This window comes from Saccharopolyspora rectivirgula DSM 43747 (assembly GCF_000497205.1).
Taxonomy (GTDB): Bacteria; Actinomycetota; Actinomycetes; order Mycobacteriales; family Pseudonocardiaceae; genus Saccharopolyspora; species Saccharopolyspora rectivirgula.
Genome location: NZ_AYJW01000049.1, coordinates 1 through 14313, shown reverse-complemented (window position 1 = coordinate 14313; position 14313 = coordinate 1). Strand labels below are relative to the sequence as shown.

Annotated in this window: 16 protein-coding genes; 8 read left to right on the top strand and 8 right to left on the bottom strand. The window is 71.6% G+C overall.

The window, feature by feature from the left end:
• Positions 1–8: 8 nt before the first annotated feature.
• The 5 genes from SREC43747_RS0113720 to clpS form a co-directional block, all read right to left on the bottom strand.
• Positions 9–287 (bottom strand): MoaD/ThiS family protein, encoded by a 279-nt coding sequence (locus SREC43747_RS0113720; protein ID WP_029721846.1) that lies wholly within the window; start codon positions 285–287, stop codon positions 9–11.
• A 65-nt stretch (positions 288–352) separates the two neighbouring features.
• A complete protein-coding gene (locus SREC43747_RS0113715; RefSeq protein ID WP_029721845.1) occupies positions 353–808 on the bottom strand; it encodes a M67 family metallopeptidase in 456 nt (151 codons plus the stop codon).
• 102 nt (positions 809–910) lie between these two features.
• Positions 911–1930, bottom strand: a complete 1020-nt coding sequence (locus tag SREC43747_RS0113710; protein WP_029721844.1) for a P1 family peptidase — start codon at positions 1928–1930, stop codon at positions 911–913.
• Between the two features lie 12 nt (positions 1931–1942).
• Positions 1943–2488, bottom strand: coding sequence for a DUF2017 domain-containing protein (locus SREC43747_RS0113705; RefSeq protein ID WP_029721843.1), 546 nt, complete (start codon positions 2486–2488; stop codon positions 1943–1945).
• A 1-nt stretch (position 2489) separates the two neighbouring features.
• Positions 2490–2783: an ATP-dependent Clp protease adapter ClpS gene (gene clpS / locus SREC43747_RS0113700; protein WP_029721842.1), complete on the bottom strand. Its 294-nt coding sequence runs from the start codon at positions 2781–2783 to the stop codon at positions 2490–2492.
• Positions 2784–2881: 98 nt separating this feature from the next.
• Here clpS and SREC43747_RS0113695 point away from each other — a divergent pair, with 98 nt between their 5' ends.
• The 8 genes from SREC43747_RS0113695 (at position 2882) to SREC43747_RS0113660 (ending at position 11493) form a co-directional block, all read left to right on the top strand.
• Positions 2882–4195, top strand: coding sequence for a nicotinate phosphoribosyltransferase (locus tag SREC43747_RS0113695; RefSeq protein WP_029721841.1), 1314 nt, complete (start codon positions 2882–2884; stop codon positions 4193–4195).
• Positions 4196–4244: 49 nt separating this feature from the next.
• Complete coding sequence (locus SREC43747_RS0113690; RefSeq protein WP_029721840.1) at positions 4245–4817, top strand: nicotinamidase; 573 nt, start codon at positions 4245–4247, stop codon at positions 4815–4817.
• A gap of 48 nt (positions 4818–4865) precedes the next feature.
• Positions 4866–7004 carry an ATP-dependent DNA helicase gene (locus SREC43747_RS0113685; RefSeq protein ID WP_029721839.1) on the top strand — a complete coding sequence of 713 codons (2139 nt, stop codon included), beginning with the start codon at positions 4866–4868 and terminating at the stop codon, positions 7002–7004.
• 209 nt (positions 7005–7213) lie between these two features.
• Positions 7214–7759 carry a biotin transporter BioY gene (locus SREC43747_RS0113680; RefSeq protein WP_236623190.1) on the top strand — a complete coding sequence of 182 codons (546 nt, stop codon included), beginning with the start codon at positions 7214–7216 and terminating at the stop codon, positions 7757–7759.
• A gap of 2 nt (positions 7760–7761) precedes the next feature.
• The gene (locus SREC43747_RS0113675) at positions 7762–9099 is read left to right on the top strand and encodes an AMP-binding protein (RefSeq protein WP_051388019.1); all 1338 of its coding nucleotides are present in this window, start codon (positions 7762–7764) and stop codon (positions 9097–9099) included.
• The gene (locus tag SREC43747_RS0113670; RefSeq protein WP_029721836.1) at positions 9096–10214 is read left to right on the top strand and encodes a thiolase family protein; all 1119 of its coding nucleotides are present in this window, start codon (positions 9096–9098) and stop codon (positions 10212–10214) included. Before SREC43747_RS0113675 ends, SREC43747_RS0113670 begins: the two co-directional genes overlap by 4 nt.
• A complete protein-coding gene (locus tag SREC43747_RS0113665; protein ID WP_029721835.1) occupies positions 10211–10885 on the top strand; it encodes an energy-coupling factor ABC transporter ATP-binding protein in 675 nt (224 codons plus the stop codon). The genes SREC43747_RS0113670 and SREC43747_RS0113665 overlap by 4 nt, the downstream gene beginning before the upstream one ends.
• A complete protein-coding gene (locus SREC43747_RS0113660) occupies positions 10882–11493 on the top strand; it encodes an energy-coupling factor transporter transmembrane component T family protein (protein ID WP_029721834.1) in 612 nt (203 codons plus the stop codon). The genes SREC43747_RS0113665 and SREC43747_RS0113660 overlap by 4 nt, the downstream gene beginning before the upstream one ends.
• Positions 11494–11668: 175 nt before the next feature.
• Here SREC43747_RS0113660 and SREC43747_RS0113655 read toward each other — a convergent pair whose 3' ends face one another.
• The 3 genes from SREC43747_RS0113655 to SREC43747_RS0113645 form a co-directional block, all read right to left on the bottom strand.
• Positions 11669–12391 carry a peptidyl-tRNA hydrolase gene (locus tag SREC43747_RS0113655; protein WP_051388020.1) on the bottom strand — a complete coding sequence of 241 codons (723 nt, stop codon included), beginning with the start codon at positions 12389–12391 and terminating at the stop codon, positions 11669–11671.
• 97 nt (positions 12392–12488) lie between these two features.
• Positions 12489–13718: a phosphoserine phosphatase SerB gene (serB, locus tag SREC43747_RS0113650; protein WP_029721832.1), complete on the bottom strand. Its 1230-nt coding sequence runs from the start codon at positions 13716–13718 to the stop codon at positions 12489–12491.
• 124 nt (positions 13719–13842) lie between these two features.
• A partial coding sequence (locus SREC43747_RS0113645) for a cbb3-type cytochrome c oxidase subunit I (RefSeq protein WP_029721831.1) occupies positions 13843–14313 on the bottom strand: 471 nt, incomplete at its 5' end.

Sequence of the window (14313 nt, the reverse complement as noted above, 5' to 3'; positions counted from 1 at the left end):
ACCCCCGCTCAGCGCATGCCGCCGGCGACGGCCGGCAGGATCGTCACGTTGTCACCGTCGTTGATGGGCGCTTCCAGGCCACCGGCGAACCGGACATCCTCGTCGTTGACGTAGACGTTGACGAAGCGGTGCAGGTTGCCCTCCTTGACCAGCCGGTCCTTCAGACCGCTGTAGTTGCTGTCGAGGTCGTTGATCACCTCGCCGAGGGTGCTGCCCTTGGCCTCCACCGACTTCTGGCCGCCGGTGTGCTGCCGGAGGATGGTGGGGATGGAAACCTTCACTGCCATGAGGAACCTCCTGTGTTCACGGAGACTTGACGGACAACGGGACGAAAGGCCGACCGGCCGTGGCTTCAGTCGCGGTCGGGCACCTCGTCGGTACCGGTGTGGGCGAACATGTACGACTCCACAACCTCGACCGGCTCCTCGGTCACCTCGCCGTCAAGGATCCGATAGGAGCGCACTTCCTCGGTGTCCGGGTTCCGGGTGGAGATCAGGACGTAGTGCGCGTTCGGTTCCGAGGCGTAGGAGACATCGGTGCGCGACGGGTACGCCTCGGTCGAGGTGTGCGAGTGGTAGATGACCACTGGTTCCTCGTCGTTGGCGTCCATCTCCCGCCACACCTTGAGCTGCTCGGCCGAGTCGAAGCGGTAGAAGGTCGGCGAGCGCTCCGCGTTGGTCATCTCGATCAGGCGCTCCGGGCGGTCCGACCCCTCCGGGCCGGCAATGACACCGCACGCCTCATCCGGGTGGTCCCGACGGGCATGCGCGACCATCGACTCCACGAGGTCGCGACGGATCACCAGCACAGACACCATCCTAAGGGGTGAGGCACCGGCCTCCCATGATGTGGGAGTCCCTTACTTCCCACCGGTGCGGTTTCGTAGGGCGCAACGTAGACCAACGATGATTCATTCCCGCGCAGAGGGGTAGGTCACCGTGTACGACGTCACCTCTCCGACCGGTTGCGCCGCCAGCACCGCGCGCACCACCGCTCGAGCGAACACGTCCGCCGCCGCGGCGCAGACCTCGTCCAGCGCCTGCGACCAGCCCGGCGCTCCCGGTTCCTGCAGCTGGCGCTCGCCGGTGGCCAGCGCGAACACGGTGTCCCCGTCGGTCAGGGCGTGCGCCGGGCGGATGGCCCTGGCCAGCCCGTCGTGGGCGGCGACCGCGACCCGCTGGCACTCGGCCTTGTTCAACCCGGGGCTCGTCGCCACCACCCCGATGGTGGTGTTGAGCGGCCGCCCCACCGGACCGTGCCGCCCGGGGCGGGGCAGGTCGCGGGCGGCCCGCACGGCGGCGGGGTCCGGTTCGGGCAACCCCGGCACCGGGACCCAGGGCAACCCGGTTTCCGGGTCGATCACCGAACCCGAGGAGTTCACCGCGACCAGCGCACCGACCACCGCCCCGCCGTCCAGCACCGCGCTGGCGGTCCCGATCCCGCCCTTGAGGCTCCCGGCGACCGCGCCGGTACCGGCGCCGACGTTGCCCTGCCGGGTTTCGGTGCGGCTGGCCTCCTGGCACGCCCGGTAGCCGAACTCCGCGTCCGGCCAATTGCCCCAGTCGTTCATCGGCAGGTCGAACAGCACCGCGCCGGGAACGATCGGCACCACCTGCGCGGGGTCGGTGCCGACCGGGAAACCGCAGCCCCGCTCCGCCAGCCAGCGCATCACCCCGTCGGCCGCGGCCAGCCCGTAGGCGCTCCCACCGGCCAGCAGCACCGCGTGCGCGCGCTGCACCAGGTGGTCCGGGGCGAGCACGTCGGTCTCCCGAGTGCCGGGGCCGCCACCGCGGACGTCCACCGCTGCGACCGCGCCTTCGGGCACCAGCACCACGCTGACACCGGTGGCCCAGTGGTCGTCGAGCCGCTGCCAGTGCCCCACCTGGACCCCCGGCACGTCGACGATCGCGTCCAGCTCCCCGGCCTCCACAGCCGCCTCCGCTCAGCTCATCAGCGCCTGGACCAGGCTGTCCTGCACGTAGGTCAGCCAGTGGTACACCCCGAGGTGCTCCTGGCGGGGATCGCCCTCGGGCAGCTCCTCGGGCATGTCCTCCTCGACGTCCAGCGCCGTGCCCAGCGCCAACCGCACGTCGTTGAGCGCGGCGAGCCAGCTGTCGGCCTGCTCCCCGGTGAGCTTCACCCGACCGCCCAGCGGCGGGCAGGTCTCCAGCACCGTCCGCGCCACCCCGATCTTGGCCTCCAGCAGCTGCGGCTCGTGCAGGGAGCGGAGCGCCCCCGCGGCGTCCCCCTGCTCCGCTTCCTCACCGGAGACGAAGTCGGGCAGCAAGCGGGCCAGCACCCGGTCCTCCGGCGGGGTGGTGGGCCCGGTTCGGATGCCGGTCAGCTCGGCCAGCTCGTCCTGCGGCGCCTCCTCGGCACGAGCGCCGAGCATGTCCTTGACCTGGCCGACGAGCCCGCGGAGGACCGCTGCCTCCTGTGGGGAGAAGTCGGCCAGCAGATGGCCGTTGCGGCGGGTCCAACCTTCCAAGTCAGCTGTCCTTCTGCATCGTCGCCCACAGGCCGGCGGCGTGGAGCTTGGCCACGTCCGCCTCCACCTTCTCCTTCGAACCCGAGGAGACCACCGCCCGGCCCTTGTGGTGCACGTCCAGCATCAACTTGGTGGCGTGCTCCCGGGTGTACCCGAAGATCTTCTGGAAGACGTACGTCACGTACGACATCAGGTTGACCGGGTCGTTCCACACCACGGTCACCCACGGACGGTCTTCACTGCCGATTTCTCCCGGTTCGATGTGCGCGCGCTCGAGTTCAGCGGGCGAGGTCATACCTATATGTTCGCACGCTCGGTCATCTCGTCGTCCCGCCGCAGTGCAATTCGCGTTCGCTTTCCGGGCGGCGAAGCCGACCACGTAGTCTCTGCGACATGACGGCGGTAACCACTCCAGCGCGAAGCTCCGCACTGCTCACCGACCGCTACGAGCTGACCATGCTGGCCAGCGCCCTGCGCGACGGGACCGCGGAGCGCCAATGCACCTTCGAGGTCTTCACCCGCCGGCTGCCCAACGGCCGCCGCTACGGGGTGGTCGGCGGCATCGGCCGGCTGCTGGACGCGATCGAGCAGTTCCGCTTCGGGGAAGCGGAACTGGAACAGCTGGCCGCTGCGCGAGTGGTCGACGACCAGACGCTGGACTGGCTGCGCGACTACCGGTTCCGCGGCCAGATCGACGGCTACCAGGAAGGCGAGCTGTTCTTCCCCGGTTCTCCGGTGCTCACCGTGCGCGGCACGTTCGCCGAAGCCGTCCTGCTGGAGACGCTGGTGCTGTCGATCATCAACCACGACAGCGCGATCGCCTCGGCAGCTGCCCGGATGGTTTCCGCCGCCAACGGGCGCAACATCATCGAGATGGGGTCCCGCCGCACCCACGAGGAATCGGCCATCGCCGCCGCCCGCAGCGCGTACCTGGCCGGGTTCACCGCCACCTCCAACCTGGAGGCGGGCCGCCGCTACGGCATCCCGACCGCCGGCACCGCGGCCCACGCCTTCACCCTGGTGCACGACTCCGAGCGGGAAGCCTTCCAGTCCCAGGTGAACACGCTCGGCAAGAACACCACGCTGCTGGTGGACACCTTCGACATCACCCGCGGCATCCAGACCGCCATCGAAGTGGCCGGGACCGGGCTGGGCGCGATCCGCATCGACTCCGGGGACGTGGGGGTGCTGGCCCGGCAGGCCCGGGAGCAGCTGGACGCGCTGGGGGCCACCGAAACCAAGATCGTGGTTTCCGGTGACCTGGACGAGTACGCGATCGCGGCGCTGCGGGCCGAACCCGTCGACGGCTACGGGGTCGGCACCTCGCTGGTCACCGGCTCCGGCGCGCCCACCGCGGGGATGGTCTACAAACTGGTCGAAGTGGACGGTCGCCCGGTGGCCAAGCGCAGCACGCACAAGTCGTCGCGGGGCGGCCGGAAAGCGGCGATCCGCCGGCACAAGCCGACCGGCACCGCCGTGGAAGAGGTGATCTACCGGGTGGCGCCCGGAGCGGCCGAACCGGTGCTCGGCCCGCACGACCGGTTCATGCAGATCCCGCTGGTCCGGGACGGCAACCGCGTGCCCGACCTGCCGACCTTGGAGGAGAGCCGGGAGCACCTGCGGCACACCCTGGTCACGCTGCCCTGGGAAGGGCTGAAGCTGTCCCAGGGGGAGCCGGCGATCCCGACCGTCTTCCTCGAACCCTGACAGCGCGGCAGAATCACGGCAAGGGGATCCGTCCGGCGGAGGTGTCGCCATGTCGAAAGCGCTGATCATCGTGGACGTGCAGAACGACTTCTGCGAGGGCGGCGCGCTGGCCGTCCCCGGCGGCGCCGAGGTCGCGCGGCAGATCTCCCGGTACGTCTCCACCGGAGACCACGACCACGTGGTCGCCACCCGCGACTACCACATCGACCCGGGCGAGCACTTCAGCGACCAACCGGACTTCGTGACGTCCTGGCCCAGGCACTGCGTCGCGGGGACCGCCGGTGCGTCGTTCCACCCGGAGCTGGACGTCTCCCGGGTGGCCGCGGTCTTCTCCAAGGGGCAGTACAGCCACGGCTACTCGGGTTTCGAAGGAGTGCACGACGAGCACGGGGAGCTCCCGGAGTGGCTGCGCCGCCACGGGGTGGACGAGGTCGAGGTGGTCGGGATCGCCACCGACCACTGCGTGCGGGCCACCGCGCTCGACGCGGCCCGGGCCGGGTTCGACACCAAGGTCCGGCTGGAGTTGACCGCGGGCGTGTCCAAGCAGACGGTGGAGCGCGCCCTGGAGGAGATGCGGGAAGCCGGCGTGGAGCTGGTGGGCGAGCCCGTGGTGGCCGCGTGAGCGGCACGTCCGGCGGGGCTGACGCCGGTGCGCGGTAGCGTTTGGTCCGTGCCCAGATCTGTCCCGCAGTGGTCCGACCCGAACGCGTTCGCCCCGGACGAGGACGACCAGCTCCCGCCGGAGATCGCCGCCGACCTGCCCGCCACCGGCACCCCCGCGCGGGAGGTCCCGGACGTTCCGACGCTGCTGAAAGCCGCGGTGGAAGCGGTGGGCGGGGTGGAGCGCGCAGGCCAGCTCCGGATGGCCGAAGCGGTGGAGCGCTCCATCACCACCGGCGAGCACCTGGCGGTGCAGGCGGGAACGGGCACCGGCAAATCGCTGGCCTACCTGGTCCCCGCGGTGCGGCACGCGGTGCGCAAGAACGCGACCGTGGTGATCTCCACTTCGACGATCGCGCTGCAGCGGCAGCTGGTGGACCGCGACCTGCCGCGGTTGGCCGATGCGCTCGCCAGTGAACTGGGTCGCCGGCCGACGTTCGCGATCCTCAAGGGCCGCCGCAACTACCTGTGCTTGAACCGGTTGTACGGCAACGCGCCGCAGGAACCGGACGAAGCCGCCCTGTTCGACCCGTCCGCCGCCTCCTCGCTGGAGCGGCAGGTCAAACGGCTGCGGGAGTGGGCGCAGGACACCGACACCGGGGACCGGGACGAGCTGGTCCCCGGAGTGTCCGAGCGGGCGTGGCGGCAGGTTTCGGTCACCGCGCGGGAGTGCCTGGGCGCGCACCGCTGCCCGGCCGGTGACGAGTGCTTCGCCGAACTGGCCCGGGCATCGGCCGCCCAGGCCGACATCGTGGTGACCAACCACTCCCTGCTGGCCATCGACGCCCTCGACGAGCGCCCGGTGCTGCCCGAGCACGAGGTGGTGGTGATCGACGAGGCGCACGACCTGGTGGACCGGGTGACCTCGGCGGCCACCGGGGAGCTCACCGCGCGGGCGGCGCGGTTGGCCGCCCGCCGCTGCGGGCGCGTGGTGCCCGACAAGGTCGCCGATCGGCTGGACGAGGCCGCCGACGGGCTGGAGCTGGTGCTCGAAGACGCCCCACCGGGGCGGTTGGACGCGCTGCCCGAGTCCTTGGGCGGGGCGGTGGCCGCGCTCCGGGACGCGGCGTGGTCCTGCCTGAGCTTGCTCGGGCAGGAGCGCAAGGAGGACGTCGAGGAGTCCAGTGCCCGCAAGCTGGCGCTGGCGGTGACCGAAGAGCTGCACGACACCGCGGTCCGGTTGTTGGAGGCGTTCGACGAGGACGCCGGGCGGCGCGACGTGGTGTGGATCGCGTCCGAACCGAACCGGCCGCCCGCGGTGCGGATCGCCCCGCTGTGGGTGGGCGGTCTGCTCCGGGAACGGCTGTTCGGCAAGCGCACGGTGGTGCTCGCCTCGGCGACCCTGGCGCTGGGCGGTTCGTTCGACACCCTGGCCCGGCAGTGGGGGCTGCCGCCGCAGCAGAAGGCCCAGCCGGTGCCCGAGGTGGCCACCGAGAAGGAGCCCCCGCACGACCACAGCGCCCCGAAGTGGACCGGCTTGGACGTGGGGTCCCCGTTCGACCACCGGCGCAGCGGGATCCTCTACATCGCCCGCCACCTGCCCCCGCCCGGTCGGGACGGCCTGCCGGACGCCTACCTGGCGGAACTGCGCGAGCTGGTGCGGGCGGCCGGTGGCCGCACGCTCGGCCTGTTCTCCTCGATGCGGGCCGCCCGGCAGGCGGCCGAGACCCTGCGGACCGAGCTGGACACCCCGGTGCTGTGCCAGGGGGACGACTCCACCGCCCAGCTGGTCGGGGAGTTCGCCGCATCCCCGGAGACGTCCCTGTTCGGCACCCTGTCGCTGTGGCAGGGCGTGGACGTGCCCGGGCCGTCGCTGCAGCTGGTGGTGATGGACCGGATCCCCTTCCCCCGGCCCGACGACCCGCTCGCTTCCGCCCGACAGGCAGCGGTGTCCGAACGCGGCGGCAACGGCTTCCTCTCGGTGGCCGGCACGCACGCGGCACTGCTGCTCGCCCAGGGAGCGGGGCGGCTGCTGCGCTCGCCGAACGACCGCGGAGTGGTCGCGGTGCTGGACCCGCGGTTGGCCACCGCGCGCTACGCCGGGTTCCTGCGGGCTTCGCTCCCCCCGTTCTGGACCACCTACGACCTGGAGGTGGTCAGCGGGGCGCTGCGCCGGCTGGACACCGCTGCCAGGGAAGCCGGCAGCTGAAGGGTTTTGCAGGTCCTCCACAACGAGCGGTTGGTGTTTCTGTTCCAGCGGAGGCACCAGGTAGGTTGTGCACGCCTTCCAGCTGCGGTGCTGCGCGCAGCGCAACCTCACAACGCTGCGGAATCCAGTTCGATCGCAGCGCCTGCAGAACGCACTGACGCGAAGGGGAGATTGTGTCCGGTCTGCACCAAGGTGGACCTGCCGCCGGTTTGGCGCGAACCGTCGTATTCGCCGCTTTCATCGCGGTGTTGGGGATCTTCCCCGGGTTCTACCTCGGTGGCGCAGCGGTCCCGGTGATCTTGCAGAACATGGGGCCGCTGCTGGCGGGCAGCATCCTCGGTGCCCGCCGGGCCGGGGCCGCCGTCCTGCTGTTCCTCGGCCTGGTCGCCCTGGGGCTGCCGCTGCTGTCCGGTGGCCGCGGCGGAATAGCCGCCTTCGCCGGCCCGAGCGGCGGTTTCCTGCTGGGCTGGCTGCTCTCCGCGGTCGTCGTCGGGCTGATCGTGCAGCGCCGGCTGCCCCGCCCCGGGATCGCCGTGCTGCTGGTGGCCAACTTCGCAGGGGTGCTCGTGGACTACCTGGTCGGCATCCCGTACTGGGGTTTGATGATCGGCGACCTGCCCACCGCCGCGGTGCAGTCCCTGGCCTTCGTCCCCGGTGACGCCCTGAAACTGGTGGCCTCCGCGTTCATCGCGGCCGCGGTGCACCGCGCTCTCCCGACCGCCTCGGGAACCAGGCGCGATCCGGCGGGGAGGTGACGATGCCTCCGGTCCTGGGTGCCGACCTGGTGTCCGCGGTGCAGCACAACGGCACCGCGACCGAAGCTCAGCAGCTGGCGCGGCGCATCGACCGGGCGGCCCGCCGCTTGCCCACCGGCTGCCGGGTCGCGGTGCTGGACGGGGACGCGCTCTCCCGGCTGTGCTGGTTCTTGGCGGCCGACACCGCCGGGTGCGCGGCCTTGCTGACCGACCCGAACTGGTCCGCCGAGCAGCTGCGGGCGGTGCTGGACGACGCGCGCCCGCAGGCCACGGTCGACCCGGTCACCGGTCGGATCAGCGCCTTCGGCCCGGGACACCCCCCGGTCGACGGGCCGAGCGCCCACTTCTACCTGCCGACGACCTCCGGCAGCAGCGGCACCCCGAAGGTGCTCGTCCGCTCCCGCGGCTCCTGGCTGCGCAGCTTCGACGCCCTCGACATCGGCATCGGCCCGCACGACCGCGTGCTGGTCCCCGGACCGCTCAGCTCCTCCCTGTTCCTCTTCGGGGCGCTGCACGCCCTGCACTTCCAGGCGGGGCTGGAGCTGCTGGATTCGTGGGCACCGGCGCGGGCCGCGCAGGCGCTGCGCCGCTGCACCGCGGTGCACCTGGTGCCGGCGATGCTGGCCGCACTGCTGGTCGAGTTGGAGCGCGACCCGCAGCTGCGGGCGGACTGCCGGCTCCGCACGGTGGTGTGCGGAGGTGCCGCGGTGCCGGCGGAGTTGGCGGAGCGGTTGGCCCGGGTGCTGCCGCAGGCTTCGCTGGTCGAGTACTACGGCTCCGCCGAGCAGTCGCTGGTGGCGGTGGACCGCGGCAGCGGTCTGCGTCCCGTCGTGGAAGTGGCGGTGGACCAGGACGGGCAGCTGTGGGCTCGCTCCGACCTGACCGCCGACGGGTACCTGGTCCGCGGGCGGATCGTGCCACCGCACGGCTGGCGGGACGGCTGGTCCACCGCGGGTGACCGCGCTGCGCTGCTCGACGACGGTCGACTGCGCGTCCTCGGACGCCGGGAATCCGTGCTCAACCCGGGTGGGCAGCTGGTCAGCGCCGAAGAGGTCGAAGCGGCGCTGCGCGCGGTTCCGGGGGTGTGTGACGTGGTGGTCACCGCCACCCCGCACCCCCGGTTCGGGGACCTGGTGACCGCGGTGATCGAAGCCGCCCCGCACGGACCGCCGGACGTGCGGGAGCTGCGCCGGCGCGCCAAGCAGGCCCTGCAGCCGGCGGCACGACCGAGGCGCTGGCTGGTCACCGAGGCCCTTCCCCGCACCTCCTCCGGCAAACCCGCCCGCGGGAGCATCACGGACCAGCTGCAGAACGGGACCTTGGAAGCAACAGCGCTATGACCACTCCGGTAGTCATCGCCGCCCGCCGCACCCCCATCGGGGAAAGCGGCGGTGCGCTGCGGCACACCGACGTCTACGGCCTGGCCGCGGCGGTGCTGCGCGCGGTGCTCGCCGACGCCGGCACGGATCGGGTGGACGAGGTCGTGCTGGGCAACGTCTTCGGACCCGGCGGCAACCCGGCCCGGGTCGCCGCGCTGCAGGCCGGGCTCGGGACCACCACCCCGGGCATGACGATCGACCGGCAGTGCGCGAGCGGGCTCGCCGCGATCACCACCGCGGCGGCCATGATCCGGGGCGGCGTGGGCGAGTGCTACCTGGCCGGCGGGGCCGAGAGCGTCTCCACCGCCCCGTGGCGGGCCTGGCGTCCCCGTTCGGCCAACGAACCGCCGCGGTTCTACTCCCGGGCCCCGTTCGCCCCCGCCGAGTTCGGCGACCCGGAGATGGGCGCGGCCGCCGATGCGGTGGCCGCTGAGGCCGGCATCTCGCGGGAGCGGCAGGACGCCTTCGCCGCCCGCAGCCACGCCCGGGCCGTCGCCGCGCAAGAGCAGGGCAAGTTCACCGCGGAGATCGTCCCGGTCGGCGGGGTGAGCACCGACGAGCGACCGCGGAAGAACTTCACCCCGCAGCGCCTGGCCCGGTTCCGCCCCGCGTTCACCCCGGACGGCACCGCGACCGCGGCCAACTCGTGCGGCATCAGCGACGGGGCCGCAGCGGTGTTGCTCACCACCGAGCAGCGCCGCCGCGAGTTCGGAGTCCCGGGTATGCGACTTTTGGATTGGCGGACCAGCGCGGTCCACCCGGAGCGGTTGGGGCTCGGCGCGGTGCCGGCGATGCAGGAGCTGCTCCGCGAACACCGGCCGGAGGTGGTGGAGTTCAACGAGGCCTTCGCCGGTCAGGCGCTGGCCTGCCTGGACGCGGCCGGGATCGACGAGCGCGTGGTCAGCCCCGACGGCGGGGCGATCGCCCTGGGGCACCCGTGGGGCGCCTCGGGCGCGGTGCTGGTGGTCCGCCTGTTCAGTCAACTGGTGCGGGAGAACGGTCCCCGCACCGGGATGGCCGCGCTGTCCTCGGGCGGCGGGCTGGGAGTGGCAACAGTGTGGGAGCGGGTAGGTTGATCGAGTTCTGCGGTGTCGGGCACACCTACGGCGAGCGGACCGTGCTCGACGGCATCGACCTGCGGTTGCCGCAGCAGCGCATCGGGTTCGTGGGCGCCAACGGGTCCGGCAAGTCCACTCTGGCCCGCACCATCAACGGCCTGGTGCACCCCACCCGGGGGCGGGTGCTGGTGGACGGGCTGGACGCGGTGCGGGACGGGCGCCAGGTGCGCCGCCGGGTCGGGTTCATCTTCACCAACCCGGACAGCCAGATCGTCATGCCCACCGCGGGCGAGGACGTGGCCTTCTCCCTGCGCCGGCACGGCCTTTCCAAGCAGCAGCGCCGGGAGAGGGCCGCGGAGATCCTGGCCGAGCACGGTTTGGGCGATTACCTCGACCACCCGGCGCACCAGCTCTCCGGCGGGCAGAAGCAGCTGCTCGCGCTGTGCTCCATGCTGGTGCTGGAGCCCGACGTGCTGGTGTGCGACGAGCCGACCACGCTGCTCGACCTGCGCAACAAGCGGCACTTCGCCGAGGTGCTGCGGCAGCTGCGCCAGCAAGTGGTGCTGGTCACCCACGACTTGGAGCTGCTGCACGACTTCGACCGGGTCGTCGTGCTGGACCGCGGCCGGGTCGTCGCCGACGACGAGCCGGCGGAAGCGCTCACCTACTACCGGAAGCTCGTCGAATGAATCCGCTGGGACTGTACGAACCGGGCAGCAGCGCCCTGCACCGGCTGGGCGCCGGGTGGAAGTTCGCCGGGTTGCTGGTGTTCGCGGTGCTGGCGTTCGTCTTCTCCGCGCCGCTGCCGCTGGGCGCGCTGGTGGTCGGGGTCGCGGCCGGTTACCTGGTGGCGCGGATCCCGCCGCGGCGCTGCTGGCAGGCCGCGCGGTTGGTGGTGCCGGTGGCCGTGGTGGTGTTCCTGCTGCAGTGGTGGATGCTGTCCCTGGACAGCGCGGCAGTGGTGGGGCTGCGGCTGTTGGCCGCCATCAGCGCGGCGAACCTGTTCACGCTGACCACCCGGGTCGACGACCTGGTGAGCGCGGTGGAACGCGGGTTGCGGCCGACCCGCCGCTTCGGCGTGCGCCCGGAGCGGATCGGGCTGCTGGTCGGGCTGTCCTTGCAGGCGATCGCCGCCCTGTCGACCATCGCGGCCGACACCCGGGAGGCGCAGAAGGCGCGCAGCGCGGAACGCTCCTTGAGCGCGTTCGCCCTCCCGTTCCTGGTGCGCACGCTGCGGCACGCCGACGAGCTCGGCGAGGCGCTGGCCGCGCGCGGTGTGGGGGACGACGAGAAGTAGGGACTTTCGTCTCTACCGCCACCTGCTGAACCGCGGCACCGTGGGAACTACCAGGGAAACCTGGTGACCGGCCCGGGAGGACGCGAAGAGGCCTAGACGACCACGAGGCCGCCCAGACCTAGCAGTCGCGAGAACTGCAACAGCGCCCCCGGGCTCGGCCTGTGTCCGGGGTCGTTCACCGCCATTCCGCCAGCACCGTCACCGTGCCCGGCTCCACTTCGGTGAACCCCGCATCGCGCACCGCGACCACCCGGCGCTGCTGCCAGGCGGTTTGCGGGTCGTCCTTGGGGTGCAGCTCCTCCCACTGCTGCGGGTCCGCGATGCGCACCGAGCAGCGGTACTCGTCGTCGGCCCAGCGCTGCAGCTCCTCCGTCATGCCGGAGCCGCGCAGCAGCGCCGCCAGCAGCATCGTGGCGTGCCCGACCTGAGCGGCGCTCTTGCCGGCGCTCATCGGCACCTGCGGGTTGAGCCACAGCACCGGTTCGCCCTCCGGAGGCGGCCCCGGCCGGTCCGGTTCCAGGTCGCTGCCGGAGATCTGCAGCCGCTGGATCTCCTTCGGCTGTTCGTTCATCCGCATCGGCACGAACGCGCGCACTTCCGCGTCGCCCACCTGGACGGTGCGCCCGGGCAGGGATTGGACCGCCCGCCAGTGCGCACCTCGGGCCCGCCGGGCGACTTTCCGGATGCGCCCGGAAACCCAGGTGCGCACGGCGTCGTGCCATTCCCCGCCGGGCTTGCAGCGCGGGTCCAGGCACACCGCCAGGGCGGCGGCCGCGGCGGCCTCCAGCAGGTGGGTGCGCTGCGGCGGGTGCTGGCGTTCCAGGCGCAGCACCATCGGCATCAGCACGACCCGCTCCGGGTCCTCGTCCGAGGTGTCGGCCATCGCCTCCCCCGGCATGGCCAGCCAGGAGGCGTAGCGCGGGATCAGCGGATCGAGCACTGCTGCGGCTTCGAGCACGCCCGCGATTATCCCTCCGGGTGCACCGTGGGGACGCTCACAGGTCCAGTGGCACCCGTCGCAGCACGCCGTCCTCCGCGTCGGCGGCTTCGATCTCCGCGCGGGTGACCCCGAGGACGAACAGCACGGTGTCCAGGAAGGGGTAGGACAGCGCGGTGTCGGCGACCTCCCGGAGCGCGGGTTTCGCGTTGAACGCCACCCCCAGTCCGGCTGCCGAGAGCATGTCGATGTCGTTGGCGCCGTCCCCGACCGCCACGCACTGGGCCGGCGGCACCCCGTAGGACTCGGCGAACCGCAGCAGGGCCTTGGCCTTGCCCGGGCGGTCGACGATCTCCCCGATGACCCGGCCGGTCAACTTGCCGTCCACGATCTCCAGCTCGTTGGCGGCCGAGAAGTCCAGGCCGAGATCGTCCACCAATTGGTCAATGATCTGGGTGAAGCCGCCGGATACCACCCCGGTGTGGAAACCGAGCCGGCGCAGGGTGCGGATGGTGGTCCGAGCCCCCGGGGTCAGCTGGATCTCCGCGGCCACCTCGTCCAACACCGATGCGGGCAGGCCTTCGAGCACCGCCACCCGCTCCCGCAGGGATTCGGCGAAGTCCAGTTCGCCGCGCATGGCCCGCTCGGTCACCTGCCGGACCTCTTCCTCCCGGCCCGCTCGGGCGGCGAGCATTTCGATGACTTCGCCCTGGATGAGGGTGGAGTCGACGTCGAACACCACGAGCCGCTTGGCCCGCCGCGACAGGCCGGTGCGCTGCACCGCGATGTCCACCTTGGTGCGCGCGGCGATGTCGGCCATCGCCTTGGTCAGCGCCTCGTCGATGTCGGGCTGCTCCTGCGGAACGCTGACCTGCAGTTCGAGCCCGGTGACCGGGTAGTCGGCCACGCGGCGGATGGAGTCGATGTTGATGTTGAGGTCGGCCAGCCGTTGGGCCACGTCGGTGAAGTTGCGGGCCGTCACCGGTTGCCCCATCACGACCACCACGTGCGTGGCGGAGAGCTTGGCCGCGTCGCCGTCTTCCACGCCGATGGCCACTTCCACCGACATGTCGACGGTGGCCATCGCCTGTTCCACGGCTTCTTGCAGCTCTTCCGGGTCGCCTTGGGTGGAGACCAGCACACCGAGCACGAGTCGTCCTCGGATCACCACCTGCTCCACGTCGACGATGTCCACTCCGTGCCGGTTGAGGACGGCGAACAGCACAGAGGTGACGCCCGGCTTGTCCTTCCCGGTCACGGTGATCAGCACGGTGGTCGAGGTGTTCACGACTGACGCTATTCCTTTCTGCCCCGGCACGAGATGCAAGAGCCCCGGTGGCACGCGCCACCGGGGCTCTTCGTCGAGCAGTCCCACCCTGGCACAGACATGCCGTGCGGGGCTAGCTCTCAGATCACTTCTCCGCGTCGCCGGACTTCTCGATCTGGTCGGCCTTCCCCTGCACCGAGGCAACGGCAGCCTTCTTGTGCTTGCCGCCGGTGTGGGCTTCCTTGCGCAGCCGCTCCACCAGGTGCGGGTAGTGCAGCTCGAAGGCCGGGCGCTCGGAGCGGATCCGCGGCAGCTCGGTGAAGTTGTGCCGCGGCGGCGGGCAGGAGGTGGCCCACTCCAGCGAGTTGCCGAAGCCCCACGGGTCGTCCTTGGTGACGACTTCCCCGTACCGGTAGCTCTTGAACACGTTGTACAGGAACGGGAGCATCGAGATGCCGAGGATGAACGCGCCAACGGAGGACACCATGTTCAGCGTGGTGAACCCGTCGGTCGGCAGGTAGTCGGCGTAGCGGCGCGGCATGCCCTCGTTGCCCAGCCAGTGCTGCACCAGGAACGTGGTGTGGAACCCGATGAAGGTCAGCCAGAAGTGCAGCTT